Below are 25,161 nucleotides of genomic sequence, written 5' to 3'. Positions count from 1 at the left end.
CGTGATAAAAGTCAGGCAAGTCACTCCATTTTCACCCTCGCCATATCTATTACAGCGCAATACGAATCACATCGTCCGGCTGAGTGGCTTCTTGTTGTTTAGTCGATTTTTGCTTCACGCTGACATACAGCGTTTTGCCATCGGCAGAAAGCGCCAGGCTGTTAGGATGGGTCGGCGTATCGAACGTTTTCACCACTTTGTAGTTTTTCGCGTCAATCACACTGACTTTACCCGCCTGCCGATGCGTCACGTAGGCTTCATTACGCGCCGGGTTAAACAACACAGCCAGGGATTCCGGTGCTGCTACCTTCGCCAGAATATTGCCGTTACGGGTATCGACCACCAGCACTTCTGCCGCTTTGGAGTCAGTGATAAACGCTCGCTGGTTGGCAGTATCGAGACTGATGTTGATAAAGAAATGCTCTTTGCCATCATCCAGCAACTTTTTACGGCTCAGGATTTTGTTGTCGGCAGTGTCGATGGTAATCAGTTCACCATCGGCGTTAGTGGTATAGAGACGTTTGCCTTTGCTATCCAGCGCCAGGCCGGTGCTCATTTTACCGGTGTTCTGGATGGCGGTTTTCAGTTTGATATTCTCGCCATCAACCACCCAAATCACACTCTCTTTCCCAATACCGCTGATGTAAACAGTGTTCGTGGCATCGTCAGCAACCAGCTCACGTGGCTGCAGCGGACGCACCTCTTCTGTACGTTTGCGATCGTCCAGCACCAGACGCCCTTTCACTTCGCCCGTTTTGGCATCAATTGCCGTGACCGCACTGTTTACTGTGTTACCAAACCACAGCGTTTGCGTCGCGTTGTTGATAGTGGCACCAAACGGCTTGAGATCGTTATGGATCGCCTGAGTGACTTCCAGAGTCACCGGATCAAGACGATAAACCACACCGCCTTTGTCCAGTTTGCGGCTTTGCGAAGTGGCGAGCCACAGCGCGTTTTCTTGCTGGCTATAAGCCATTTCGTAGGCACCTTTACCTACCGCTTTACGCAGCATTTCTTCTGCGGCCTGCGTACTGAATGATGAAGCAACAAGCAATGAACCTAACAGTAATGAACCACGCAGGCGCGATGAAAACAGATGACGTAAATGCATGACGACTCCCTTTGATGAACCGATTTATAGCTGCTTCACAATGCTTCGTTGAGCATAATCTTCGTTACACCCTTGTTATAAATGGGAATGGTAATCATTATTTTCTCAAATGTGGAGCATTTCTTGTTGTTACGACTACAATTTTCTCAATTGATTAACGTATTGTGCCGTTTCGTTTTCCATAAATTTACAAATTTATTACCATTAAAGCGTTTTCCCATTCTTAACCTGGCTTTTTTCATGAAGATTTTTTCCGTCCGACAGACCGTTTTACCCGCACTGATTCTCCTTTCTCCTTCCACTTTTGCCGCTAATGAACAAACCATGATTGTTAGCGCCGCGCCGCAGGTAGTTTCTGAACTGGACACACCCGCTGCGGTAAGCGTGGTCGATGGCGAGGAGATGCGTCTGGCAACGCCGCGCATCAATTTGTCTGAATCACTGACCAGTGTGCCTGGTTTGCAGGTACAAAACCGGCAGAACTATGCGCAGGATCTACAACTGTCTATTCGCGGATTTGGCTCCCGTTCCACTTACGGTATTCGCGGTATTCGCCTGTATGTTGATGGTATTCCCGCTACCATGCCCGACGGACAAGGGCAAACATCCAATATCGATTTAAGCAGTGTGCAAAATGTGGAAGTGCTGCGAGGCCCCTTCTCTGCCCTGTATGGCAATGCGTCCGGCGGTGTAATGAATGTCACCACCCAGACCGGACAACAGCCACCAACCATTGAAGCCAGTAGTTACTACGGCAGTTTTGGTAGCTGGCGCTATGGCCTGAAAGCAACGGGCGCAACGGGCGACGGCACACAGCCTGGCGATGTCGATTACACCGTTTCGACCACGCGTTTTACAACTCACGGCTATCGTGACCATAGCGGCGCACAGAAAAATTTAGCCAATGCCAGACTGGGCGTACACATTGATGACGCCAGTAAGTTAAACCTGATTTTCAACAGTGTGGATATCAAAGCCGATGACCCTGGTGGGTTGACCGAAGCTGAATGGAAAGCGAATCCGCAACAAGCGCCTCGTGCAGAACAGTACGACACGCGAAAAACCATCAAGCAAACTCAGGCAGGGTTGCGTTATGAGCGCAGCCTGAGTTCGCGGGATGATATGAGCGTGATGCTGTACGCAGGTGAACGGGAAACGACCCAGTATCAATCGATTCCGATGGCCCCCCAACTTACCCCATCTCATGCGGGCGGCGTAATTACTCTGCAACGTCATTACCAGGGTATAGACAGCCGCTGGACACATCGTGGCGAGCTGGGGGTTCCGGTCACTTTCACTACTGGCCTGAACTATGAAAACATGAGCGAAAACCGCAAGGGTTACAATAACTTCCGCCTTAATAACGGCGTGCCGGAGTACGGGCAAAAAGGGGATCTGCGCCGCGACGAGCGCAATCTGATGTGGAACGTCGATCCCTATTTACAAACCCAGTGGCAACTAACTGACAAACTATCGTTGGATGCTGGTGTGCGCTACAGCTCCGTGTGGTTTGACTCTGACGATCATTACGTTACCCCGGGTAACGGTGATGACAGCGGTGATGCCAGTTATCACAAATGGCTTCCTGCGGGATCGTTGAAATACGCCATAACCGATGCCTGGAACGTCTATCTGGCAGCCGGGCGCGGTTTTGAAACGCCAACCATTAACGAGCTTTCTTACCGTGCTGACGGGCAAAGTGGCATGAACTTTGGTTTAAAACCGTCCACCAACGACACAATCGAAATCGGCAGTAAAACGCGTATCGGCGATGGCTTGTTTACCGCTGCGTTATTCCAGACTGATACCGATGATGAAATCGTTGTTGATAGCAGTAGCGGCGGGCGTACCACGTATAAAAATGCCGGGAAGACGCGCCGTCAGGGGGCTGAACTGGCCTGGGATCAGCGTTTTGCCGGAGATTTCCGTGTGAAAGCGTCGTGGACGCGGCTTGACGCAACTTATCGCAGCAATGTTTGTAACGCTCAGGACTGTAATGGTAACCGAATGCCCGGGATCGCCCGCAATATGGGCTTTGCGTCATTAGGTTATGTACCAGAAGAAGGCTGGTATGCAGGCACAGAAGCACGTTATATGGGCGATATCATGGCGGATGACGAAAATACGGCAAAAGCGCCCTCTTACACTCTCGTCGGTTTGTTCACCGGTTACAAATATAATTATCGTAATATGACAATAGATTTATTTGGTCGTGTCGATAATTTATTCGATAAAGAATATGTCGGCTCGGTGATTGTTAATGAATCGAATGGTCGATATTACGAGCCTGCGCCTGGGCGGAATTATGGTGTAGGCGTAAATCTCGCATGGCGATTTGAATAATATTCATTAGTGGCGGCAAGAATGCCGCCACCTGAAATGTTAATCATCATCCGCAACACGGATCACGACTTTGCCGAAGTTTTTACCATTCAGCAGACCGATGAATGTCTGCGGGGCGTTCTCTAAACCATCGGTAATTTGTTCACGATAGTGAATTTTCCCCGCCTTCACCCATTGCCCCATCTCTTGCTGGAACTCATGGATGCGATGATCATAATCCTGGCTAATAATAAACCCTTGCAGGCGAATACGTTTTTTCAGCACCGTAGCCATAAGTAGCGGTAAACGATCCGGCCCGGAAGGCAGGTCGGTGGCGTTATAGCCGCTCACTAAACCGCAAACGGGAATACGCGCGGATGTATTGAGTAAAGGCAGCACCGCATCAAACACCTTACCACCAACGTTTTCATAATAGATATCAACGCCTTTCGGACACGCGTTCACGAGTTGTTCGGCAAAATCATCTGCATGATGATCAAGGCAAACATCAAAACCGAGAACGTCTGTGGCATGGCGACATTTTTCCGCGCCACCGGCAACACCCACCACGCGGCAACCTTTTAGTTTGCCGATTTGCCCCACTGTCGCACCGACCGGTCCCGTTGCTGCAGCAACCACTAGCGTTTCACCCTCTTTAGGTTGACCGATATCCAGCAGCCCCATATAAGCCGTAAAGCCTGGCATCCCCAGCACACCCAGTGACCACGAAGGATTTTCCGGATGATCGCCAAGTTTCACCAGATCATCGCCACTGGATATGTCGTAATCCTGCCAACCGCTGTAACCCAGCACCCAGTCGTCAGGCTGGTAATCCGGATGATTAGATTCCACCACCCGACTCACCGTGCCGCCGACCATCACGCCACCAATATCAACCGGTGGTGAATAAGATGGCTCATCGCTCATGCGCCCGCGCATATACGGATCGAGCGACAGGTAGACCGTGCGCAGTAACACCTGTCCTTCACCCGGCGTGGCGACATCATCTTCTTCAAGACGGAAATTCTCCGGAACCGGCGCGCCGTGTGGACGCGACGCCAGAACCCAACGGCGATTACGTTGCTTTTGTTGACCCATAATGCTCTCCTGTGCTTTTGGCATGAATCCATCAATAGTAGCAGGCTCACTGGATTGGTTTAGTTTGCAGCCGTCACATCACTACTGCGACACGCAATAATTTCATCGAGGAATCCGTTGCTTCGGGCTGTTTTCGATAGTATTGATAACGTCATCATCATTATTTTATCGAGGCTTAAGATGTCCATCCGTTCTGCCCGCAAAGCCGATTGTGCTGCAATTGCGGAAATTTATAACCACGCTGTACTGCATACGGCAGCTATCTGGAACGACCAGACTGTGGATACAGATAACCGCATTGCCTGGTTTGAAGCACGAACTTTATCGGGTTATCCGGTGCTGGTGAGCGAAGAAGATGGCGTAGTTACAGGATATGCCTCGTTTGGTGACTGGCGTAGTTTCGACGGTTTTCGCCATACCGTGGAACATTCGGTTTATGTCCATCCGGATCATCAGGGCAAAGGTCTTGGGCGAAAATTGTTACGCGCGTTGATTGATGAAGCGCGGAACTGCGGTAAGCATGTGATGGTTGCCGGCATAGAATCACAAAATCAGGCGTCGTTGCATCTGCACCAGTCGCTGGGATTTGTCGTCACAGCGCAAATGCCCCAAGTTGGTACTAAATTTGGCCGCTGGTTGGATCTCACCTTTATGCAATTGCAGCTTGACGATCGTAGCGAACCGGACTCACTTGGATGAATCAGTCGCTTACCCTTGCCTTTTTGATCGCTGCCGGGATTGGTCTTGTGGTGCAAAACACATTGATGGTACGCATCACCCAGACATCCTCCACCATTCTCATCGCCATGCTGCTGAATTCACTGGTGGGGATTGTGCTGTTCGTGTCTATTTTATGGTTTAAGCAAGGAACAGCAGGCTTTGGCGAACTGGTGTCCAGCGTGCGCTGGTGGACTCTAATCCCTGGTTTGTTGGGATCGTTTTTTGTTTTCGCCAGTATCAGCGGATATCAGAATGTTGGCGCAGCAACGACCATTGCGGTACTGGTCGCCAGTCAACTTATTGGTGGTCTGGTGCTGGATATTTTCCGCAGTCATGGCGTACCACTTCGGGCGCTGATTGGCCCAATTTGCGGGGCAGTTTTGTTGGTAGTTGGCGCCTGGCTGGTGGCCAGACGCACGTTTTAATCAGAGGATGGTGCCGCCTTTGGTTAATTGTTCGTGGCGCGCCTCCATATCTTCTTTATGCTTGCGTCCGTGATGAGCGATTGCGGTACGCAAACGCTGCTGCTGTGTGTAGCGATCTTCCCGGCTTAACTCTGCGTCATCACTCAGGGCGATTAACAACTCGTTCATATGGGCAATGACGCTCTCCTCAATCGCGGCATCCACGCGCGCGATGACTTCATCCAGATGCGACATACTTTCTCCTCAGCCACTTGTGAAATTTATCGATTCACTCAAATGATATAAGTCTGCGTTGTGCCGTCAAGCCAGCGTGTAAGATTTAAAATAGTGAAAACAGTAGCGCCACCGGAAAACTCATTGGCCATGTAATCCCCACCAGAAAGGCGCTCAGAAAGCGAATGCTCTTCTTATCGTGGGAAAGAAACCAGGTAATGAGAAAGGCGATTACTGCCATGGCAGCATAAAAAACAAGCATATATTGATAAAGAGACATGTATGGGCGTCCAGCCAGATGAATAAAACGCGCGCAAATATGCGTCATTTCTTGATGTGTATCAAGTTTTCAGTCCATTTGAGATAAATTCAATAACCTACCGCATGTTCTTGTCCATCTTCAGAATAAGTATGATTGCGGATTTTCTTAACCCGTACTATACACATAAGGGCTATGACAAAAGGTGGCAAAAATGAACGTTTCCAGTAGAACTGTAGTGCTGATAAATCTCTTTGCTGCTGTTGGGTTGTTTACTCTTATCTCTATGAGATTTGGATGGTTTATCTGATGTAGCAAAATTGCACGCAGTACGCACTGTCAGAGAAAAATCAACTCTCTGACAGTGCGTTAGATCTTCTCACACTCTCCAGATTTACAACATTATCCTTAATGTTTAACCATTACGTGGCGTACTACGGTGTAATCTTCCAGCCCATAAAGTGACATATCTTTGCCATAACCTGAAAGTTTCTGCCCGCCGTGCGGCATTTCACTCACCAGCATGAAATGGGTATTAACCCAGGTGCAGCCATATTGCAGACGTGCGCTGACGCGGTGCGCTCTACCCACATCTTTCGTCCATACTGAAGAAGCTAAGCCATACTGGCTGTCATTCGCCCAGTTAACTACTTGCTCTTCGTTGTCGAAGACCGTCACGCTGACTACCGGCCCAAATACCTCTCTTTGGACGATAGCATCTTCTTGTAACGCACCAGCCAGCAGTGTAGGCGCATAATAATAACCATTACCCTGCCGCTTTTCACCGCCGGTGATCACCTTAATGTGTCCCGTCGCCTTCGCCTCTTCCACCGCCCGGCTGACGCGTTCGAGATGCGCCAGTGAACTTAACGGGCCAAGCTCTGTGGATTCATCATCCGGCGCGCCTGATTTCAACGTTGCCACTGCGGCACCGAGTTTTTCTACCAGCACGTCGTAAATGCCTTTTTGCGCGTAGATACGGCAGGCAGCAGTACAATCTTGCCCGGCATTGTAATAGCCAAATGTACGGACACCTTCGACAACCGCTTCAACGTCAGCATCATTAAAGACAATCACTGGCGCTTTACCGCCAAGTTCCATATGAGTGCGCTTGATGGACGGTGCCGTATGACTGATGATGTGCTCACCAGTGGCGATAGACCCCGTCAGCGACACCATGCGCACTTTTGGATGTCCGGTCAGCGGATCACCCACCGTTTTGCCTCTGCCAAACAACACGTTAATCACGCCTGCCGGGAAGATATCTTTCGCCAGTTCTGCCAGCTTCAACGCTGTTAGCGGGGTGATTTCTGATGGTTTAAGCACCACGCAGTTCCCTGCCGCCAGCGCCGGAGCCAGTTTCCACGCTGCCATCATCAGCGGGTAATTCCACGGCGCGATAGAAGCCACAACCCCCAACGGATCCCGACGGATCATCGAAGTATGACCTTCAAGATATTCACCTGCCGCCAGACCATTCAGACAGCGCGCCGCTCCGGCGAAAAAGCGAAAAACATCGACAATCGCTGGAATTTCATCATTGAACGCACTATGCTGCGGTTTGCCACAGTTACGAGACTCCAGTTCGGCAAAAACCTGACCATTTTCTTCGATAACATCCGCCAGTTTCAGCAGGCATTCCGCACGCGCTTTCGGCGTGGTTTGCCCCCATTCAGCAAATGCTGCATCTGCCGCGCGCACAGCAGCATCGACCTGCTCTGCGGAGGCCTCGGCAATCTCCAGTAATACTTCCCCCGTTGCCGGATTATAGACAGGCTGTTTTTCCCCTTCGCCGCTAACCAGTTCTCCGTTAATCAGTAACTTATGTTGCATAGCATATTCCTGTATCAGTGGTTATTGACCATTGTCGCCTTCGCGGGTTAGCCACCAGGCTCCCAGGATCGGCAAGGTTGTTACCAACATAACCAGCAGTGCCACCACGTTGGTTACCGGTACATCACGTGGTCGCCCAAGCTGATTGAGCAACCACAACGGTAACGTTCGTTCATGACCTGCCGTAAAGGTCGTAACGATGATTTCATCGAACGACAAGGCAAACGCCAGCATTCCTTCTGCCAGTAGCGCCGAACTGAGATTCGGTAACACCACGTAGCGGAAGGTTTGCCAGCCATTGGCCCCAAGATCCATTGACGCCTCAACCAGACTCCATGAGGTACGGCGAAAACGGGCGATGACATTGTTAAACACCACCACTACACAAAAAGTCGCATGACCGACTACGATGGTGAAAAACCCCGGCTCCAGATTGATAGTTTTAAACGCGGTTAATAACGCCAGGCCTGTGACAATGCCCGGCAGCGCAATGGGCAGCAGCAATAACAGCGAAATGGCGTTTTTGCCGAAAAAGTCTCGTCTCCAGAGCGCGGCGGCGGCCAGCGTCCCTAATACCAGCGCAATTAATGTCGCCAGCGCCGCCACTTTAAGTGACAGTGTCATGGAATCAAGAATGTCACTACGCTGTGCTGCCACGCTAAACCAGTGCAGCGTCAGACCTTGCGGTGGAAAACTAAACGCCGCATCTTCAGTGTTAAAAGCATAGGCCGCGATAATCAGGATGGGAAAATGGAGGAAAACCACGCCGCCCCAGGCCGCCAGTTTGAGGAAAAACGGTGCGCGCTCAGAGTGCATCGAACGCTCCCAGACGTTTCACGAACGCCAGATACAGTGCGATGAGAACAATCGGCACCAGGGTGAATGCCGCCGCGATCGGCATATTGCCAATCGCGCCTTGCTGCGAGTAAACCATGTTGCCGATAAAATACCCCGGCGGGCCAACCAGCTGCGGGACAATAAAATCGCCCAGCGTTAGCGAGAAGGTAAAAATAGAGCCGGCTGCAATGCCAGGGATCGCCAGCGGTAACACCACATAACGGAAGGTTTGCCGTGGACGTGCGCCTAAATCCGCTGAGGCTTGCAAAAGTGACGAGGGCAAACGCTCCAGCGCCGCCTGCACCGGCAGAATCATGAACGGCAGCCAGATGTAGAGAAACACCAGAAAGCGTCCCAGTCCGGAAGTTGACAGTGTATTACCGCCCACCGCCGGTAGCGTGAGAAACGCAGTTAATAACGGTTCCAACCCCAAATGCTGTAAAAACCACTGCGCCACGCCATCTTTCGCCAGCAATAACGTCCAGGCATAGGCTTTGACGATATAGCTCGCCCACATCGGCAACATTACTGCAATGTAAAAAAACGCTTTCATCTTACCGCTGGTATAGCGCGCCATATACCACGCCATCGGAAAGGCCAAAAAAGCACTGGCGATGGTCACAGCAACTGCCATGGTTAACGTGCGCAGAATGATGTCGTAATTGGCCGGATTAAACAGCGCGCGGATATTCGCCAGTGTCAGTTCCGGTGTTACCGACATGGTGAAATCATCAAAAGTATAAAAGCCCTGCCATAACAGCGTCAGCAGCGAACCGAAATAGACGATGCCAAACCACATCAACGGGCCAAGCAGCAGCAAAAACAGCCCCAGCCCCGGATTCCGCCAGAAGAAACCTGACACCTTGCCCAGACCCGGACGTGAAGGTGATTGCAATACGTTCATCGCCATTCACCTCTCCTCAACCAGCGGCACCATCACATCGCGCGCCCAGGAAACCATCACCTGTTGTCCTGGAGTAAGCGTAGCGGGGAGTTCTTCCCCCGTCATATTGGCCTGACTTACCAGCAGTTTTTCACCGCCGCTCAGTGTCAGTTCAAAACGGGTCGCCGCGCCCTGATACTGCACCGCCTGGATCGTGCCATTAGCCTGCACTTCGCCAGGTGTATTGAGGCGAATATGTTCCGGGCGCAATGCGAAGCTACCCATCATTCCGCAAAGTTTCTCTGCCATCAGCGCATCAAAAACGTTGGATGTACCGACGAATCCGGCAACAAACGGCGTGCGCGGGCGCATGTAGAGATCACGTGGTGAATCGACCTGCTCAATGCGACCGTTGTTGAACACCGCCACACGGTCGGACATTGATAATGCTTCCCCCTGATCGTGGGTGACGAAGATAAACGTGATGCCGAGAGATTGTTGCAGCTTTTTCAGCTCAAGTTGCATCTGCTCACGCAACTTGAGATCCAGCGCGCCGAGTGGTTCATCCAGCAATAATACGCGCGGTTCATTTACTAATGCTCTGGCGATAGCAACCCGCTGGCGCTGACCACCAGAAAGTTGTGACGGCTTACGTTGCTGAACAAAACCCAGCGCCACTTTTTCCAGCGCCTCTTGCGCCATGATGTAACGCTTTTTTTTCTCCACACCTTTGACCATTAACCCGTAGGCCACGTTATCGAGAATCGACATATGGGGAAACAGCGCATAGTCCTGGAAAACGGTATTAACATCCCGCTCCCACGGTGGCAGATTGCTGGCGGGTTTACCAAAGATAGCGATCGCCCCGCCTGAAAGTTGTTCAAATCCGGCAATCAGGCGCAGGCAGGTGGTTTTGCCGGAGCCGGATGGCCCCAGCATTGAAAAGAACTCACCATCTTTTATCGCAATACTGACGCCATCTACCGCGCGCACGTCACCGTACAACCGCGAGACGTTGTCAAACTCCACTGCGTACGTCATAAAACACCTCAGCGAAGTTAGCGACCGCCCATAATGGCAATGTAATCCTGCGTCCAGCGACTGTAGGGAACAAACTTGCCCCCCTCTGCTATAGGCGTTTTCCAGAAAGCAATTTTATCGAAATAGTTAAAACCGTTGGTCTCACAGCCTTTTTCGCCTAATAACGGACTGGCTTTACATCCTTCCGGCACTACCGGCAATGAGCCAAACCAGGCTGCCACATCACCCTGCACTTTTGGCGTTAATGACCAGTTCATCCATTTGTAGGCGCAAACCGGATGTTTCGCTTCGCTATGCAGCATGGTGGTATCAGCCCAGCCGGTAACCCCCTCTTTCGGGAATACTGTGGCGATTGGTTGGCCTTCGGCTTTCAACGCGTTGGCCTGATACGGCCAGGCACTAGAAGCAACCACACCCTCGTTTTTGAAATCGCTCATTTGCACGGTGGTGTCATGCCAGTAGCGATGTATCAAACTATGTTGATCGCGCAGCACTTTCAGCACCGCCTGGTACTGTTCTTCGGTAAGTTGGTACGGATCGCTGATGCCCAACTGCGGCTGCGTAGCTTTGACGAACAACGCGGCATCGGCAATATAAATGGGGCCATCATAGGCCTGTACCCGACCTTTATTACTCTTGCCGTCCGGCAGATTCTGCTCAACAAAAACCACTTGCCAGCTATCCGGCGGTGTCGGGAAGGTTTTGGCGTTGTACATCAACAGGTTAGGCCCCCACTGATACGGCGTACCATATACTTTACCGCCAACGTTAAACCAGTCGCCTTTTACTACACGCGGATCGAGTGTTTTCCAGTTAGGAATTAGCGCGGTATTAATCGGCTGCACGCGTTTACCCATAATCAAACGCAGCGAGGCATCGCCGGACGCCGTGACCAGATCGTAACCCCCTTTGGTCATCAGACTGACCATTTCATCGGAAGTCGCGGCGGTTTTCACATTTACCGCGCAACCTGTCTCTTTTTCGAATTGCGTTACCCAGTCGTATTGTTTATCAGTTTGTCCGCGTTCGATATATCCCGGCCAGGCAATAATATCCAGTCGCCCTTCCGGTTTATCTAAATTGGTAGGCGGTTCGGCGGCGTGAGCGGTCATTATAGTCATGGTGAGCGCACACAGGCTGCTGCGGGCAAATGTCTTGCTCATAAGGTCTTACTCCTGTCGTAATTAATTGTTCAGCCGCCGTGCCGTAAAAATATCTCCTTGTTTAACCATAGACGGCGGCTTGCAGGCACACCTTCGCCCCTGAGAAAATTTAATCAGGTTGTGAGCTACCGCGCATTATGCCGTCTGTGAAGCTATCTTCTGGAGTATAGACAAGGGGTTACGAAATATGGCTTCTATTCGAAATTCATATTACCCAACCTGAGAGGAATTAAATTGAAAGTTACTTCAGATGTTCTTGAATAAGTTTGCCTAATTCTTTTACTGCCTGTTCTTCGCGCTCTCCCCATTGCCACGCGGTATTAAAACGGAAAAAACGCGACCAGCGTTCGCCAGTAGAAAACATTTTACCCGGCGCAATACTGATGTGATGCGCCAGTGCCGTCAGACTTAATTCGCCTGCATCTAACGGTTCGGGAAGTTCCAGCCAGAGAAAATAACCACTGTCGTTATGGTGTATTTTCACCTCCGCAGGCAGGTAACGCAGCAGCGCCTGCCAGGCGCGTTGTTTGCGTTCCGCAAGCTGACGACGTAGACGACGCAGATGCGCATCGTAGCGGCGTGTAGAAAGGTAATCCACCAGGGCAAGCTGCATCGGTGAACTGGTGGAAAGTGTACTCATCAACTGCAATCGTTGGATTTTACGCGCATGTTTTCCTGCGGCGACCCAACCGATGCGAAAACCTGGCACCAGGCATTTGGAGAATGATGAACAATGCAGCACGCCATCGTGGCGATCCCACGCTTTTGCGGGCAGCGGTTTTTCCCGTCCGAAGTAAAGTTCGCTGTAGACGTCATCTTCAATCAGCATCACGTTGTACTGACTAAGGAGTTCTACCAGCCGCGCTTTTTTCTGTGGCGTTAAGGTAAAACCGAGCGGGTTCTGGCTGTTGGTCATTAACCAGCACGCTTTCACCGGATACTCTTGTAACGCCAGTTCAAGCGCCTGAAGGTCGATCCCTTCGTTAACATCCGTCGCCACCGATAACGCCTTCAGCCGTAACCGCTCCAGCGCCTGCAACGCGCCGTAGAAACAAGGATTCTCTACTATCACCCAATCACCCGGCTCGGTTACCGCTTGCAAACTGAGGTTTAATGCCTCTAACGCCCCGGCGGTGATGACGATTTCATCGGGCGAAATTGTGATGCCCTGTAAGGCATAGCGACGAGCAATAGCCTGACGAAGCTCAGCATTCCCTGGAGGTAAGTTTTCAATCACGCTCATCGCCGTTGCGGTTTTGCTTACCTGGGCCAGGGAACGATTGAGTTGTTGAAGCGGAAACAAGCGCGGATCGGGAAAAGCAGATGCAAACGGCACCACTGAAGGATCGCGGCTGGCCTGCAACATGTCAAAAATATAAGTATTGATATCGACTGTTTCATCACGTGTGACTGGAACGACTGGGGCTTTCGGCATTTTTAATGCCTGTGGTGCAACGTAATAACCCGACTGCGGTCGCGCGATAATATGCCCCTGACTTTCGAGTAACTGGTAGGCATGGCTGACGGTCATAAAGCTCATACCAGAAAGCGCCACCTGTTCACGCAACGAAGGCAAACGATCGCCGGGTTGCCAGATGCCCGACGCAATCTGCTCGCGTAATTGTTCTGCCAGTTGCTGGTATTTTTTCATTATCGGATCGTTTTTATGTGCAGATGATCCGGCAGTCTATATCAGTTGTTAAAAATGACAACTTTTCGTTAACTGTAATTAAACCATCACCAGCGATAACTCTTTGCCAAGCGCCTTAGCCGCAAGCTGGACAGCGTCGATTTTTGTCGCATGGTGCAAGTCAAATAAGCGGGTAATCTCCTGCTTAGGTTTACCAATTCGCTTCGCCAGCTCTTGCTGAGTAATGTCTGACTGCAAAAAAGCATTTAACAGCAATACTTTAGAGGCAACGCTCAAAGGCACTTCAATAAAGTGATCGTGACTATTTAATGGCGAAGGTAACGGGATAAGCTCGTTGTCTTCAAAATAAAAATCAAATGCGGTGATTAAGGCATCTTTTGCTGCCTCCATCGCTTCAGCGACTGTTTCTCCCTGAGTCAACGCTTCAGGAATATCCACAAAAGAAACCACATAACCGCTTTCCGGCGCGGGTGTAAGAGTGACGGGATAACGCATAATTTCGACTGTCTCTCGCATGTCATTAACCTTTTAATTGGCGATTAACTCAAACCGAGTTGTTTCAGAATTGCTTTACGCAATGGTTCTTTAATCTCTTCGCTGGGGTGACGCGGCATGACACTGCGCCTCCCGTGAAACCTGAGTTTTAAATGGTTGCTGCCATTCGCTACATCGACGCCCTGAGAGTCGAGCCAACGTCTGAACTCGCTTTGTTTCACATCGCCTCCCTGCCGCTGAGTATATCAACAAGGTAAACATTATTGTTTACCTCCGTGTGTAATTTGCTCGAAAATAGCACTTAATCGCCGCAACGGCAGAATGCGATGCCAAATAAGGAAGGCTGATTCCAGAATTTCTTTGCGCTAATTTGCAAAACTGAATAATAACCTCAAGAAACTATCGGCATCATAGCGGCAAAAGGTAAGAAAAAGGTGTCGGGATGTTTACGAAGGCGTTAGCGGTTGTCTTATTAACGTGTGCGCTGTTCTCTGGACAGTTGATGGCAGGACACAAAGGACATGAATTTTTGTGGGTAAAAAATGTGGATCATCAACTGCGTCATGAAGCGGACAGTGATGAATTGCGCGCCGTTGCGGAAGAATCGGCAGAAGGTTTGCGCGAGCATTTTTACTGGCAAAAGTCACGCAAACCAGAAGCGGGACAGCGTTGAGTCGTTTGTTGCCGGATGCGGCGTGACGCCTTACCCGGCAGGCAATATCATGCAGATTCAATGAGTTGTGAGTAACCAGAAAACTGGCGTTTTACCCTTTTCGCTTCGGCAATGTTTTCAGCAGCTCATCCGGACTTACGGATGCCACTACGCTTCCCGGTAACGGCATTTTCAGTATGTGATTTTTGATTTTGCCAATGACGTGCATCTCGCATGGGCGGCAATCAAACTTTAGCGTTAATACTTCATCGCCGTTAACCAGTTGCATTGGCGTCGCCTTCCAGCTTTTGATATTGCCTTTCGCCTGTTTCGGGCACAGATTAAAGGCAAAGCGCAGACAATGCTTGGTGATCATCACCGGGACTTCGCCCTTCTCTTCATGTGCCTCATACGCCGCGTCAATCAGCTGCACACCATAGCGATGATAAAATTCACGCGCTTTCTGGTTGTATACGTTCGCGAGGAAACTCAGATGCGTTTGCGGATAAACCGGCGCAGGATCAGCAACCGGTTTACGGGTGCCCCGCTGGTAACTGGCAAGACGTGCAGCATCCAGCATGTCGGCAGCTTCACGGCGGAACTGGTTTAACAGACTGTTTGGTACAAACAGCGCCCCCGGCAAATTAATTTGCACATCGCGGGCGTAATAGAGGGTTTGCCCCAGTTTTGCCAGACCATCCTTCAGATTGTTCATTGCTTTTTCGGCGTTATTGGCTTCGTCGAACTGCCCGTCCAGCGTATGAGTGATACTGACGCCCTCTTCGCTGGTCAGAGTCAGAATCAGTTGTTCCTGCCAGCCGCCCAGTTCAATGTCTACCGCCACCCGACGTTCGCTGGAGGTTTTGGTCAACGCCTGCTGCCAGTTATGGTCGAGGTTGCGATTAAGTGGATGGTGCGGGCGAATTTTGTGCAGCTCCACTGGCATCTCATTTGGCCAGACGCGGTACTGATTTTCCCCAGTTTTCTCTACCGTGTTGGCACGAAAGCCGACGACTTCACGCTTAATCATTACGTTCAGTCCATCGCCGTTAGCCAGCGGTTCGGTAACCTCAACATCAAGATGATCTTTCGACACTTTCAATACTTCACCCACCGGCAGGCCGATAAATTTCGGTGAATCGAATGCGCCAATATCGCCTTTACGCGCGTTAACAAAGTAGTCGGTGCTGCCACGATGGAAGGTTTTTTCCGTCGACGGTACGAAGAAGTGCTCAGTACGACCGGATGAAGCTCGCGCCAAATCGCTACGTTCTTCAATAATGGCATCCAGCATCTGGCGATAATGGGCGGTGATATTCTTCACGTAGCTCATATCTTTGTAACGCCCTTCAATCTTGAAGGAACGCACGCCTGCATCAATCAAAGCGCCCAGGTTGGCAGTCTGATCGTTATCTTTCATCGACAGCAGGTGTTTTTCATAGGAAACCACCCGCCCCTGATCGTCTTTCAATGTATATGGCAAACGGCACGCCTGCGAGCAATCGCCACGGTTGGCGCTACGCCCTGTTTGCGCATGGGAAATGTAGCACTGACCGGAATATGCCACGCACAGTGCACCATGAATAAAGAACTCAATGGTCGCGTCCGTGGCCTGATGAATCGCACGGATCTGCTCAAGATTCAGCTCTCGCGCCAGCACAATCTGCGTAAAACCGACGTCCGAAAGAAACTTCGCTTTCTCTACAGTGCGAATATCACACTGCGTACTGGCGTGCAGTTCAATCGGCGGAATATCAAGTTCCAGAATCCCCATATCCTGAACGATCAGCGCATCGACGCCGGTCTGGTAGAGGTCGGTAATCAGTCGCTGCGCCGGTTCCAGTTCATCGTCATGCAAAATGGTGTTAAGCGTGACGAAAATTTTTGCACCATAACGATGGGCAAATGGCACCAGCTCGGCAATATCTTTCAGGCTATTACTGGCATTATGACGGGCACCAAAACCAGGTCCGCCGATATAAACAGCATCGGCACCGTGCAAAATAGCTTCGCGGGCAATGGCGGCATCGCGTGCCGGGCTTAACAGTTCAAGACGATGAGAAGATACGGTCACTTTCTTATCCAGTAGCTGAAAAATGGCGGCTATTTTAGCCACAAGCGCGACGTTGCGAAATAGTTTTCCCGCTTAACTACGCGGGTAATGGATGAGGGAATGAAAATGTACGGTTTGCTCCCCACAATTACGGTAGACATGCCTGACGTCGGCAGCAAAACGAACACCTTCTCCACAATTAAGACTACGCCATTCACCATCAGCGCACAGATCAAGCTGTCCATCAATGACGACAACATGCTCAATTACCCCTTTTTCGTGCGGCGTCGATTCGCTTATTGCACCGGGTGCCATCTGAATCGAGAAGTGTTCAAAGCAGAGTTGCGGATCATAAGGAAACAGCGAAGTGATCACCATTGCCTGCTGTTGTGGATCATAAACTGATGGCGTAATGGTCTGCGGCGGCGAAATAAATGTCGAAAATGGCACGTTCATCCCGGTGGCAATTTTCCAGAGTGTCGCGACCGTCGGGCTGGACTCATTGCGCTCAATCTGCCCTAACATGGCTTTAGAAACGCCCGTGGCGTCTGCCAGTCGCGAAAGACTCCAGCCTCGCTGCTGACGAAGATGTTTAAGCGTAGTGGATAAAAAGCGAGCGAGATTTTCCATGCGACTCCTCCGGCAAAACAGGAGTTTATCACTTGTGCGTTATAACGGACAAATGCTACGGTGCCTGTACGCTATAACGCACGAGGTGACTATGCGTTTGTTTTCTATTCCTCCCCCCACGCTACTGGCGGGGTTTCTGGCGGTATTGATTGGCTACGCCAGTTCAGCAGCAATAATCTGGCAAGCGGCGATTGTCGCCGGAGCAACCACTGCACAAATCTCCGGCTGGATGACGGCGCTGGGACTGGCAATGGGAGTCAGTACGCTGGCGCTGACATTATGGTATCGCGTGCCTGTTCTCACCGCATGGTCAACGCCTGGCGCGGCGCTGTTGGTCACTGGTTTACAGGGGCTAACACTTAACGAAGCCATCGGCGTTTTTATAGTCACCAACGTATTAATTGTCCTCTGCGGCATAACGGGACTCTTTGCTCGTCTGATGCGTATTATTCCGCACTCGCTTGCGGCGGCAATGCTTGCCGGGATTTTATTACGCTTTGGTTTACAGGCGTTTGCCAGTCTGGATGGTCAGTTTACGTTGTGTGGCAGTATGTTGCTGGTATGGCTGGCAACCAAGGCCGTTGCACCGCGCTATGCGGTAATTGCCGCGATGATTATTGGGATCGTGATCGTTATCGCGCAAGGTGACGTTGTCACAACGGATGTTGTCTTTAACCCCGTTCTCCCCATTTATATTACCCCTGAATTTTCGTTTGCTCACAGTTTGAGCGTTGCACTCCCCCTTTTTCTGGTGACGATGGCATCGCAAAACGCACCGGGTATTGCGGCAATGAAAGCGGCCGGGTATTCGGCTCCGGTTTCGCCACTGATTGTATTCACTGGCTTGCTGGCGCTGATTTTTTCCCCTTTCGGGGTTTATTCCGTCGGTATTGCGGCAATTACTGCCGCTATTTGCCAAAGCCCGGAAGCGCATCCGGACAAAGATAGGCGTTGGTTGGCTGCCGCCGTTGCGGGCGTCTTTTATTTGCTTGCGGGTCTGTTTGGTAGCGCCATTACCGGAATGATGGCAGCCCTACCGGTTAGCTGGATCCAGATGCTGGCTGGTCTGGCGCTGTTAAGCACCATTGGCGGTAGTTTGTATCAGGCGCTACATAATGAGCATGAGCGCGACGCTGCTGTGGTGGCATTTCTGGTAACAGCGAGCGGGCTGACATTGGTTGGGATTGGTTCGGCGTTTTGGGGATTAATTGCCGGCGGCGTCTGTTACGTGGTGTTGAATTTAATTGCTGACAGAAACCGATAATAAGAAGCGCCATCTTACGATGGCGCAACTGGCATTACTTTTTGTTAACGTCAAACATGGTGGCATCGGTCGCCATGTCATCAATAACTTGCTTAATATTTTCGAAAGCCATTGGCGTACTTTCGTTATTCAGGTCTTTACCTTCGCCCTGACGAACGACTTTGATAACAGGTTTATTGGTAGCCGCATCAATCAGTTCACCTTCAAAGTACAGGCGGGTATCCATGGTACGGTGACCGGTTGCCATTTGTGTTCCCGCTACCACTAATGCAACAGGAACCACTTCATAGAATTGCAGTCCTTCTTTGCTAGTATCAACACCAGTAATAGCACCACGGAAAATCAGACTACGCGGGCCAGCAGTGGTAACCAGTGGTTTGCGCTGCGCAATCGCTTCTTTCATTTCGGTATTGGTATAACTCAAAATTCTATCCAATACTTTCTGCCCTACCTGAGTAGAAGGTTTCGGCACCGGATAATAAGTGATTGGATTCCAGACAATACTGTCATATTTACTTTGGTCGAAATCAGGGGAAACCCAGCGTAAAACGGGTTTACCTGTTGCCGATGTTGTTTCTTGAAGATCTGAGTAATTCTTTAAAAAGCCAGAGTATTTATCCGGCTGGGTGATTTTAGAGGCACAGCCGGACAGAGCCAACAAGCCGCATAAAGCTGCAACTTTCGCAATTGATGTGGTACGCATGAATAGTTTCCTGAGATGATTATATTACTTTTTAAGTTATAGCAAAAAGCACCGCTTCGTGTTGTGGCAAAAAAAGTGTTGGCAGAAATAAATTTATCGACCCCTTTTTCGACAATATAGTCAATGCTGAAAAAGGAGCTGAGTCAATCATCATTGATTTATTTTCAGAGACTTGAGGCGATAAAAAAGCACATCCGCTGTGACTTATTTCACATCATCCTGCTAAAAAATATGCTTACCGAATAGATCAACAGGCAAACTTCTTACGTTGATCCTTTTCAGGTCATTTTTTACGTGCCAGCATAGTAGCGAAACGCAGTTTAATACGATTACCGTTGGCATCGGTGCGGTGTAATTCACCGACATCTTCATTGTATTTCAATAAATCCCAGCCTTCATAATAACGACGTAGCTCTCCCTCTTTGAAGGCAAACGGAAAGCCGACGGTACATGGAAAATCAGTAGTATCCATCGCAGCCACAATCAGGTTGTAACCGCCAGGTTTAGTGCAACGTTGCATATTGCCAATCAGCCCTGGGATGGTTTTCGCCTCCAGGAACATCAGCACCACAGTAGAAAGAATAAAATCGTACTGTCCATCAAACGTGAGGCTATTCAGATCGACAACCTGAGTACGTAAATTTTCCAGATTTTCAATGGCTTTAATGCGCTCAACGTTGGCAATACTCATGGCATTTTTATCCCATGCGTCAACATCATAACCATTGGCTGCAAGGTAAAGACTGTTACGACCATTGCCACAGCCCAAGTCCAGCGTTTTCCCCGGTTTAACGATTTTCACCGCTTCCAGAACTTCGGAGTGTGTACGGGTTAATTCGTATTTGTTAGTAAAGTAGTTTTCGTCACGAATGATCATTCTTTGTCCTCGGATTTCATTAAAACGGCGCGCTCAGTTCTGATTAACAATTTTCCCTGCATCAGAAGCGCGAAAGTACGGATGAGCAGTAATGCAATAATAAAATTGGTAAAGATAAACAACGGCACCGCCAGCGTATGGAAAAAACCATTATCGCTACCGCTTCCCAGATGCAAACCGGTGGTAGCCAGCGCGGAAACACCGAACGAAAAACTCCAGAATGAGGCATTAAACGGCTGTGAGAGATACCACGGCATTAGGCGCAGCATAAACAGTAATTGCAGCAGCCCATAGCCAAAGAGCATTTTCGCCAGCGTGTCCCCCTCGCCGCCGTTGACGCTTAACCAGGCACTACAGGCCACCAGAGCCGGAGCGAGTTGAATGCCAAGCGATGTCCGCAGCGCCGTGGGTAATTCTCCCGAGCTGCGCAGTCGTTGAAGGATCACCGGTTCAAGGCTTAACCAGGAGAAGACGCCAGCGCCTAAAAATACCAGTCCGGCATCGGTATAACCCAGCGCACCGCAGGCCATCGCGCTGATAAAGTTATTGGCAACAGTAGGCAAATAAAGCCCTGGTGTCGTCGCTTCTTCTGGGTGAGAACCGCGCCATAATCCGGCAGTTTGCCAGGCGGCGTAAACCAGTTGAATCACTACCCCAACGCTGAACAGACACACCGCCAGCGTGCGAAACCACGGGACAAAACCAATCGCCACCAGCATCGTCGTTGCCGGAAACAAACTCACAAAACTGCTCATCACCGGATGGCGAACTTCCGCCAGCACGCTTTGCGGAAAGCGCATCAGTCGGGTAATGAATGCGGTGGTCAATAATCCCCAGATGATCATCGCCAGAATCACCAGCCCATCCCCCAACCAGTGACTAACCTGCCAAACCTGGCTGGCATAGCGCCAGGCAAATCCCATCCCTATCGTCCCCAACACAATGCCAAAATAACCTGCCGGTAAATTGAGCACTTTATCGCTCTGCATCTTGTTACTCATTTTGTTTAATTTATAAAGTATATTTGAAATGCATTTTATGGAAATTTCTCAAACATAGCCAGAGTCGCAGAATTTGCTACGGTTATAGTAAGTCACCTGCGGGAAAACACTATGCGCAAATATCGTCTAAGTGAAGAGCAACGAGCCTTTAGTTATCAGGAAGATGGCTTCAAAAAAAGTGTGCTATTACGGCAGATTATTGCCATAGCCGATTTTAATGATGTGATAGCAGGGACGGCTGGTGGTTGGATCGATAGCGAAACTGTGCTGGCGCAGGAAGGTAATTGCTGGATTTACGACCAGAATGCTCTTGCGTTCGGCGGAACGGTGATTTCCGGTAATACGCGTATTACCGGCGCCAGCGTGCTATGGGGAGAGGTTTGCACGACGGATAACACCTGGATCGATAACAGTGAAATCAGCCAGGGCGTCCATGTAAGTGACAGTGTCACCATTCGTGATTCAATAGTTTGCGGTCAGTGCAGAATTTTTGGTCAGGTCTGTATCGATCAACATTCAATGATCGTCGCCACACAAGGCTTAACGCCCGACCACCATCTTCTGCTACAAATTTATGACCGCGCCAGCGTCAGCGCCTCACGCGTTGTCCATCAGGCGCAAATTTATGGCGATGCCGTCGTCCGCCATGCTTTTATTGAGCATCGTGCCGAAGTTTTTGATTTTGCGCGTATTGAAGGTAATGAAGAAAACAACGTCTGGCTGTGCGACTGTGCGAAAGTCTACGGTCACGCACGTGTGATTGCCGGAACTGAAGAAGATGCGATTCCAACAATTCATTACAGCTCTCAGGTGGCGGAATATGCCATTGTAGAAGGCAATTGCGTGTTAAAACATCATGTCCTGATTGGCGGAAATGCCGTTGTACATGGCGGTCCGGTTCTGCTTGACGATCACGTTATAATACAAGGAAAGAGCCGTATTACAGGTGCGGTAATGATTGAAAACCATGTGGAGATAACCGACCACGCCGTCGTTGAAGCCTTTGGTGGCGACACCATTCATGTCCGTGGTCCAAAAGTCATTAACAGTGAGGAACGTATTACGCGAACGCCGCTGGCTGGGTTATTGTGAATCAATAATGCGCGCGTATAAATTCACATCATCATAGACATCATTCAGGAACTCAGCCTGTTTCAGGCAACCTTCCAGGCTAAAACCATTGCGCAAGGCAACCTGGTTGCTTTGCGGGTTATCCACCCGACATTTGATCACAAAGCGTCTAAGTTCACCAGACTGGGCGTAATGGTGAATCAATGCCTGTAGCGCCTGAGAAATGATCCCCTGTCCCTGATGGGATTCGTCCAGCCAGTAGCCGATTTCGGCGGTTTTATTTAGCGGTTCAATTCGATTAAAAGAGATAACGCCGACGAGTTCATTTTCTTTGAAGATCATGAACATTTTGGCGTAACCGCGTTGATGCAACATCATATTACCCTGCACCGTTTTTCGCGTGTCCTCTTCGCTGTGAACAAACTGCGGCCAGTTTAGCGACTGCTGTAACCAGTTTTTATTTTTGCAGGTTAACTGATAAAGAGGTGTGACGTGACTTTCTGCAACGGCATGTAATTCAAGTGAGTCGCTTACTTTTATCGTTTCAGTCATCTTATCTCCTGTTACTCTTTGCAGTCGTTAAAAAGCCGCCTGGCAGGCGGCTTAGGAAAGTTTACACCTCTTTGACGCTCTCCTGTTGCAGGATTTTAAGCATCTCATCCTTCATTTGTAATTTCTGTTTTTTCATGCGAGCGACTTCCGCATTGTATCCTCGACCGTCAGAGCCTTCCTTTCTGGCAATTTCATGATCAAGTTTATTATGTTTATCAAACAAGGACATAAAGCGAGGATTTTCGTTTTTCAGACGGGATATTAAATCTCGATATTCTGGAAACATACGCACTCCCTGTTAGTGGCTGACAACGTGTATATGGAATATACAACATCAGATTACCCATTTAACTTGAGGAAAAATGCGAGCGGGATCGTGTTTAACCAGACGGCACCCTCCCGGAAGAAGGTGCCTAAAAAATGAAGATTAGTTCATCACGCGATCGTCAACATACTGGCGCTTATCCGGTGCTGGAGGGAAATACTGATACAGCCATGTTTCACTGATGGCATCGCCCTGGCAGCGCAAATACATACGCATATCGACCGGATCAGTTGAGTCCGAAGTCGGATACCAGTCAAACTGAATACGGTAACCATCAATCGGCTCAATGTAGAGAATTTCTATTTGTTTCGCTTCACCACTGGAAAGTGTGATAACAGGCTCAATCCCTTTCGGCGCAGCCGCTTTCAGATCACCACCGACAAAATCGACGGCAAAACGACGAGCCCATTTTTCCGGATAATGTTCACCTGGCGCCCAGCCTTCCGGGAAGCCTCCCATGCCGGTACGCGTCGCCATAACTCGTGCTAATGGACAATGAACGGGAGGCTGTGCACTCCAGTAAAGACGATACTGAAACGCCAGTTCGTCGCCCGCTTTGATTGCTTTCTCTGGTTGCCAGAAACAGACAATATTATCCAGCGTTTCTCCCGTCGTCGGGATCTCCATCAAACCGATAGTGCCCTTACCCCACTTGTTACGCGGTTCCACCCACAGACTTGGGCGTTTGTTATACCAGCCCATAATGTCCTGATAATGGGAGAAATCACGATCCAGCTGCAACAAGCCAAACCCTTTTGGATTGTTATCGGTATAGGCATTGAACTGCAATTTCTGCGGATTATTCAGCGGACGGCAGATCCACTCGCCATTGCCCCGCCACATGGAAAGACGGTCGGAATCATGGATTTGCGGATGAATGGTGTCGCACATACGACGTTCGTTAGTCCCGCAACTGAACATACTGGTCATCGGCGCGATGCCCAGTTGTTTAATGTCTTTACGCGCATACAGGTGATTTTCGACATCCATAATCACCTGGTTCTTCTCACAGTGGATGGTGAACTTGTAAGCACCAGTAATGCTGGCGCTATCGAGCAACGCATAAACGGTAAAAGTGGTCGCGCCAGGTTTTACCGTATCGAACCAGAAGGCGGTAAAGTCGGGGAACTCTTCTTTGCTGTCGGTGTAAGTGTCGATCGCCAGACCACGCGCCGACAAACCATATTGATAAGTGTCATCAACGGCACGGAAATAACTGGCACCGAGGAAAGAAACCACGTCGCGGCGCGCCAGCTCCGGTGCTTTAAATACACGGAATCCCGCAAAACCGAGATCGCTTTGCCCTTCTAATTGTTTGGTATCAACACCCGCATCGTTGTATTTGAACAACTCCGGACGGAAGTGTATTTCGCGCGCCAGATGTGTTGCTGGATCAACAGAGAACATGCGAACTCGGCGACGGAATCCCATCCCCATATGGAAGAACTGAGCGTCCAGCTGGCGATTCTCAACGTTATGCCAGAGTGATTTTTCGGCGTCATACTGAATGCTGTTATAAGCCTGCGGCGTCATCGTCGCCAGCGTATCGGGTAACGGACGCGGCGCACCACGCCACGCTGTTTGCGCTAAGTCGTGCGCCATTGACTGTAAAATAGAGAAGTCAAAACGCTGGGTTTGCCCGTCGGCAATATCAGATTCTGCTGCGAACGCAGCCTGAGAAAAAAGAGAAGCAATGCCGCTAGTCCCGCACACGGCGGCCATAGCCATTGAACCTTTAATAAATCGTCTACGATCCATACCTGAAAGTGAGTCCTTCTGGTGTAGTGAATGGTCCCGCGCTGGTCGTATTCAGCGGCAAGAAAATGCTTATTAATGACCGCTCACTCTAGACAATATTTATTAATAATCCAATTGTTGAACTCAGAGAATATGCATAAATCGGCAATTTTTTTCTGTCGATGGGATGAGCCTGATTCGTTTGTAAAATCAGGCAAATTTTTGCAAAGTCGGTTGGACAGAAT

27 protein-coding genes are annotated in these 25,161 nt (G+C 49.9%); 7 read left to right on the top strand and 20 right to left on the bottom strand.

Annotation, left to right across the window (positions count from 1 at the left end):
* Positions 1 to 49: 49 nt before the first annotated feature.
* Positions 50 to 1,111, bottom strand: a complete 1,062-nt coding sequence (locus A7098_RS13360; RefSeq protein WP_000550658.1) for a YncE family protein — start codon at positions 1,109 to 1,111, stop codon at positions 50 to 52.
* A gap of 240 nt (positions 1,112 to 1,351) precedes the next feature.
* Between A7098_RS13360 and pqqU the strand changes: the two genes are divergently transcribed.
* On the top strand, positions 1,352 to 3,454 hold the full coding sequence (gene pqqU / locus A7098_RS13350) for a TonB-dependent receptor PqqU (protein ID WP_105280934.1): 2,103 nt from the start codon (positions 1,352 to 1,354) through the stop codon (positions 3,452 to 3,454).
* Between the two features lie 39 nt (positions 3,455 to 3,493).
* Here pqqU and curA read toward each other — a convergent pair whose 3' ends face one another.
* Positions 3,494 to 4,531, bottom strand: a complete 1,038-nt coding sequence (curA, locus tag A7098_RS13345; RefSeq protein ID WP_105280933.1) for an NADPH-dependent curcumin/dihydrocurcumin reductase — start codon at positions 4,529 to 4,531, stop codon at positions 3,494 to 3,496.
* A 180-nt stretch (positions 4,532 to 4,711) separates the two neighbouring features.
* Between curA and mddA the strand changes: the two genes are divergently transcribed.
* Both mddA and A7098_RS13335 read left to right on the top strand, forming a co-directional pair.
* Positions 4,712 to 5,230: an L-methionine sulfoximine/L-methionine sulfone acetyltransferase gene (gene mddA, locus A7098_RS13340; protein ID WP_010347329.1), complete on the top strand. Its 519-nt coding sequence runs from the start codon at positions 4,712 to 4,714 to the stop codon at positions 5,228 to 5,230.
* Positions 5,227 to 5,676 (top strand): DMT family transporter, encoded by a 450-nt coding sequence (locus tag A7098_RS13335; protein WP_021550811.1) that lies wholly within the window; start codon positions 5,227 to 5,229, stop codon positions 5,674 to 5,676. Before mddA ends, A7098_RS13335 begins: the two co-directional genes overlap by 4 nt.
* On the opposite strand, the gene ydcY is transcribed toward A7098_RS13335, so the two are convergent.
* Positions 5,677 to 5,910, bottom strand: a complete 234-nt coding sequence (gene ydcY / locus A7098_RS13330; RefSeq protein WP_000018633.1) for a DUF2526 family protein YdcY — start codon at positions 5,908 to 5,910, stop codon at positions 5,677 to 5,679.
* Between the two features lie 85 nt (positions 5,911 to 5,995).
* A complete protein-coding gene (locus tag A7098_RS13325; RefSeq protein ID WP_123056759.1) occupies positions 5,996 to 6,169 on the bottom strand; it encodes a GhoT/OrtT family toxin in 174 nt (57 codons plus the stop codon).
* 193 nt (positions 6,170 to 6,362) lie between these two features.
* On the opposite strand from A7098_RS13325, the gene yncL reads away from it, so the two are divergent.
* The gene (gene yncL / locus A7098_RS13315) at positions 6,363 to 6,458 is read left to right on the top strand and encodes a stress response membrane protein YncL (protein WP_071598995.1); all 96 of its coding nucleotides are present in this window, start codon (positions 6,363 to 6,365) and stop codon (positions 6,456 to 6,458) included.
* 98 nt (positions 6,459 to 6,556) lie between these two features.
* On the opposite strand, the gene patD is transcribed toward yncL, so the two are convergent.
* The 8 genes from patD to hicA form a co-directional block, all read right to left on the bottom strand.
* Positions 6,557 to 7,981: an aminobutyraldehyde dehydrogenase gene (gene patD, locus A7098_RS13310; RefSeq protein WP_105280931.1), complete on the bottom strand. Its 1,425-nt coding sequence runs from the start codon at positions 7,979 to 7,981 to the stop codon at positions 6,557 to 6,559.
* A 21-nt stretch (positions 7,982 to 8,002) separates the two neighbouring features.
* On the bottom strand, positions 8,003 to 8,797 hold the full coding sequence (locus tag A7098_RS13305; protein ID WP_105280930.1) for an ABC transporter permease: 795 nt from the start codon (positions 8,795 to 8,797) through the stop codon (positions 8,003 to 8,005).
* Positions 8,787 to 9,728 carry an ABC transporter permease gene (locus A7098_RS13300; protein WP_105280929.1) on the bottom strand — a complete coding sequence of 314 codons (942 nt, stop codon included), beginning with the start codon at positions 9,726 to 9,728 and terminating at the stop codon, positions 8,787 to 8,789. Before A7098_RS13300 ends, A7098_RS13305 begins: the two co-directional genes overlap by 11 nt.
* Positions 9,729 to 10,742 carry an ABC transporter ATP-binding protein gene (locus A7098_RS13295; RefSeq protein WP_000220384.1) on the bottom strand — a complete coding sequence of 338 codons (1,014 nt, stop codon included), beginning with the start codon at positions 10,740 to 10,742 and terminating at the stop codon, positions 9,729 to 9,731.
* 17 nt (positions 10,743 to 10,759) lie between these two features.
* Positions 10,760 to 11,905, bottom strand: a complete 1,146-nt coding sequence (gene ydcS, locus A7098_RS13290; RefSeq protein ID WP_000047453.1) for a putative ABC transporter substrate-binding protein YdcS — start codon at positions 11,903 to 11,905, stop codon at positions 10,760 to 10,762.
* Positions 11,906 to 12,146: 241 nt separating this feature from the next.
* Positions 12,147 to 13,556 (bottom strand): PLP-dependent aminotransferase family protein, encoded by a 1,410-nt coding sequence (locus A7098_RS13285; protein WP_000760661.1) that lies wholly within the window; start codon positions 13,554 to 13,556, stop codon positions 12,147 to 12,149.
* Between the two features lie 78 nt (positions 13,557 to 13,634).
* Positions 13,635 to 14,051: a type II toxin-antitoxin system antitoxin HicB gene (gene hicB / locus A7098_RS13280; RefSeq protein WP_077699156.1), complete on the bottom strand. Its 417-nt coding sequence runs from the start codon at positions 14,049 to 14,051 to the stop codon at positions 13,635 to 13,637.
* A gap of 44 nt (positions 14,052 to 14,095) precedes the next feature.
* Positions 14,096 to 14,272, bottom strand: a complete 177-nt coding sequence (hicA, locus tag A7098_RS13275) for a type II toxin-antitoxin system mRNA interferase toxin HicA (RefSeq protein WP_032225156.1) — start codon at positions 14,270 to 14,272, stop codon at positions 14,096 to 14,098.
* A 221-nt stretch (positions 14,273 to 14,493) separates the two neighbouring features.
* On the opposite strand from hicA, the gene A7098_RS13270 reads away from it, so the two are divergent.
* Positions 14,494 to 14,724, top strand: a complete 231-nt coding sequence (locus tag A7098_RS13270) for a DUF2554 family protein (protein ID WP_000494236.1) — start codon at positions 14,494 to 14,496, stop codon at positions 14,722 to 14,724.
* A 91-nt stretch (positions 14,725 to 14,815) separates the two neighbouring features.
* Here the strand turns inward: A7098_RS13270 and rlhA are convergent, their stop codons facing one another.
* A complete protein-coding gene (gene rlhA / locus A7098_RS13265; protein ID WP_105280928.1) occupies positions 14,816 to 16,777 on the bottom strand; it encodes a 23S rRNA 5-hydroxycytidine C2501 synthase in 1,962 nt (653 codons plus the stop codon).
* Between the two features lie 72 nt (positions 16,778 to 16,849).
* Positions 16,850 to 17,386, bottom strand: a complete 537-nt coding sequence (locus A7098_RS13260) for a helix-turn-helix domain-containing protein (RefSeq protein WP_032225153.1) — start codon at positions 17,384 to 17,386, stop codon at positions 16,850 to 16,852.
* A 52-nt stretch (positions 17,387 to 17,438) separates the two neighbouring features.
* On the opposite strand from A7098_RS13260, the gene ydcO reads away from it, so the two are divergent.
* The gene (ydcO, locus tag A7098_RS13255; protein WP_105280945.1) at positions 17,439 to 18,650 is read left to right on the top strand and encodes a BenE family transporter YdcO; all 1,212 of its coding nucleotides are present in this window, start codon (positions 17,439 to 17,441) and stop codon (positions 18,648 to 18,650) included.
* Between the two features lie 34 nt (positions 18,651 to 18,684).
* On the opposite strand, the gene A7098_RS13250 is transcribed toward ydcO, so the two are convergent.
* The 3 genes from A7098_RS13250 to tehA all read right to left on the bottom strand — a co-directional run bounded on the left by A7098_RS13250 (position 18,685) and on the right by tehA (position 21,219).
* Complete coding sequence (locus A7098_RS13250) at positions 18,685 to 19,353, bottom strand: DUF3313 domain-containing protein (RefSeq protein ID WP_001261028.1); 669 nt, start codon at positions 19,351 to 19,353, stop codon at positions 18,685 to 18,687.
* Positions 19,354 to 19,636: 283 nt separating this feature from the next.
* Positions 19,637 to 20,230, bottom strand: a complete 594-nt coding sequence (tehB, locus tag A7098_RS13245) for a tellurite resistance methyltransferase TehB (protein WP_000586748.1) — start codon at positions 20,228 to 20,230, stop codon at positions 19,637 to 19,639.
* Positions 20,227 to 21,219, bottom strand: a complete 993-nt coding sequence (tehA, locus tag A7098_RS13240) for a dicarboxylate transporter/tellurite-resistance protein TehA (protein WP_105280927.1) — start codon at positions 21,217 to 21,219, stop codon at positions 20,227 to 20,229. The genes tehB and tehA overlap by 4 nt, the downstream gene beginning before the upstream one ends.
* A 123-nt stretch (positions 21,220 to 21,342) precedes the next feature.
* On the opposite strand from tehA, the gene ydcK reads away from it, so the two are divergent.
* Positions 21,343 to 22,323, top strand: coding sequence for a YdcK family protein (ydcK, locus tag A7098_RS13235; protein ID WP_105280926.1), 981 nt, complete (start codon positions 21,343 to 21,345; stop codon positions 22,321 to 22,323).
* On the opposite strand, the gene rimL is transcribed toward ydcK, so the two are convergent.
* From rimL to opgD, 3 genes are all read right to left on the bottom strand, one after another.
* Positions 22,315 to 22,854, bottom strand: coding sequence for a 50S ribosomal protein L7/L12-serine acetyltransferase (gene rimL / locus A7098_RS13230; RefSeq protein ID WP_000140870.1), 540 nt, complete (start codon positions 22,852 to 22,854; stop codon positions 22,315 to 22,317). The genes ydcK and rimL overlap by 9 nt on opposite strands.
* A 61-nt stretch (positions 22,855 to 22,915) precedes the next feature.
* Positions 22,916 to 23,140: a YdcH family protein gene (locus tag A7098_RS13225; protein WP_010351400.1), complete on the bottom strand. Its 225-nt coding sequence runs from the start codon at positions 23,138 to 23,140 to the stop codon at positions 22,916 to 22,918.
* A gap of 141 nt (positions 23,141 to 23,281) precedes the next feature.
* The gene (opgD, locus tag A7098_RS13220) at positions 23,282 to 24,937 is read right to left on the bottom strand and encodes a glucan biosynthesis protein OpgD (RefSeq protein ID WP_000375980.1); all 1,656 of its coding nucleotides are present in this window, start codon (positions 24,935 to 24,937) and stop codon (positions 23,282 to 23,284) included.
* Positions 24,938 to 25,161: the final 224 nt, after the last annotated feature.

The sequence above is a fragment of the Escherichia sp. MOD1-EC7011 genome (genome assembly GCF_002965005.1).
In the GTDB taxonomy this organism is placed as follows: domain Bacteria; phylum Pseudomonadota; class Gammaproteobacteria; order Enterobacterales; family Enterobacteriaceae; genus Escherichia; species Escherichia ruysiae.
The sequence above is the reverse complement of the archived record's forward strand: the minus strand, read 5'-3'. Positions and strand labels throughout refer to the sequence as shown.

Coding starts and splice junctions, on each gene's coding strand:
- A7098_RS13360 (WP_000550658.1), bottom strand. CDS start 1,111: ATGCATTTACGTCATCTGTTTTCATCGCGCCTGCGTGGTTCATTACTG.
- pqqU (WP_105280934.1), top strand. CDS start 1,352: ATGAAGATTTTTTCCGTCCGACAGACCGTTTTACCCGCACTGATTCTC.
- curA (WP_105280933.1), bottom strand. CDS start 4,531: ATGGGTCAACAAAAGCAACGTAATCGCCGTTGGGTTCTGGCGTCGCGT.
- mddA (WP_010347329.1), top strand. CDS start 4,712: ATGTCCATCCGTTCTGCCCGCAAAGCCGATTGTGCTGCAATTGCGGAA.
- A7098_RS13335 (WP_021550811.1), top strand. CDS start 5,227: ATGAATCAGTCGCTTACCCTTGCCTTTTTGATCGCTGCCGGGATTGGT.
- ydcY (WP_000018633.1), bottom strand. CDS start 5,910: ATGTCGCATCTGGATGAAGTCATCGCGCGCGTGGATGCCGCGATTGAG.
- A7098_RS13325 (WP_123056759.1), bottom strand. CDS start 6,169: ATGTCTCTTTATCAATATATGCTTGTTTTTTATGCTGCCATGGCAGTA.
- yncL (WP_071598995.1), top strand. CDS start 6,363: ATGAACGTTTCCAGTAGAACTGTAGTGCTGATAAATCTCTTTGCTGCT.
- patD (WP_105280931.1), bottom strand. CDS start 7,981: ATGCAACATAAGTTACTGATTAACGGAGAACTGGTTAGCGGCGAAGGG.
- A7098_RS13305 (WP_105280930.1), bottom strand. CDS start 8,797: ATGCACTCTGAGCGCGCACCGTTTTTCCTCAAACTGGCGGCCTGGGGC.
- A7098_RS13300 (WP_105280929.1), bottom strand. CDS start 9,728: ATGGCGATGAACGTATTGCAATCACCTTCACGTCCGGGTCTGGGCAAG.
- A7098_RS13295 (WP_000220384.1), bottom strand. CDS start 10,742: ATGACGTACGCAGTGGAGTTTGACAACGTCTCGCGGTTGTACGGTGAC.
- ydcS (WP_000047453.1), bottom strand. CDS start 11,905: ATGAGCAAGACATTTGCCCGCAGCAGCCTGTGTGCGCTCACCATGACT.
- A7098_RS13285 (WP_000760661.1), bottom strand. CDS start 13,556: ATGAAAAAATACCAGCAACTGGCAGAACAATTACGCGAGCAGATTGCG.
- hicB (WP_077699156.1), bottom strand. CDS start 14,051: ATGCGTTATCCCGTCACTCTTACACCCGCGCCGGAAAGCGGTTATGTG.
- A7098_RS13270 (WP_000494236.1), top strand. CDS start 14,494: ATGTTTACGAAGGCGTTAGCGGTTGTCTTATTAACGTGTGCGCTGTTC.
- A7098_RS13260 (WP_032225153.1), bottom strand. CDS start 17,386: ATGGAAAATCTCGCTCGCTTTTTATCCACTACGCTTAAACATCTTCGT.
- ydcO (WP_105280945.1), top strand. CDS start 17,439: ATGCTACGGTGCCTGTACGCTATAACGCACGAGGTGACTATGCGTTTG.
- A7098_RS13250 (WP_001261028.1), bottom strand. CDS start 19,353: ATGCGTACCACATCAATTGCGAAAGTTGCAGCTTTATGCGGCTTGTTG.
- tehB (WP_000586748.1), bottom strand. CDS start 20,230: ATGATCATTCGTGACGAAAACTACTTTACTAACAAATACGAATTAACC.
- tehA (WP_105280927.1), bottom strand. CDS start 21,219: ATGCAGAGCGATAAAGTGCTCAATTTACCGGCAGGTTATTTTGGCATT.
- ydcK (WP_105280926.1), top strand. CDS start 21,343: ATGCGCAAATATCGTCTAAGTGAAGAGCAACGAGCCTTTAGTTATCAG.
- rimL (WP_000140870.1), bottom strand. CDS start 22,854: ATGACTGAAACGATAAAAGTAAGCGACTCACTTGAATTACATGCCGTT.
- A7098_RS13225 (WP_010351400.1), bottom strand. CDS start 23,140: ATGTTTCCAGAATATCGAGATTTAATATCCCGTCTGAAAAACGAAAAT.
- opgD (WP_000375980.1), bottom strand. CDS start 24,937: ATGGATCGTAGACGATTTATTAAAGGTTCAATGGCTATGGCCGCCGTG.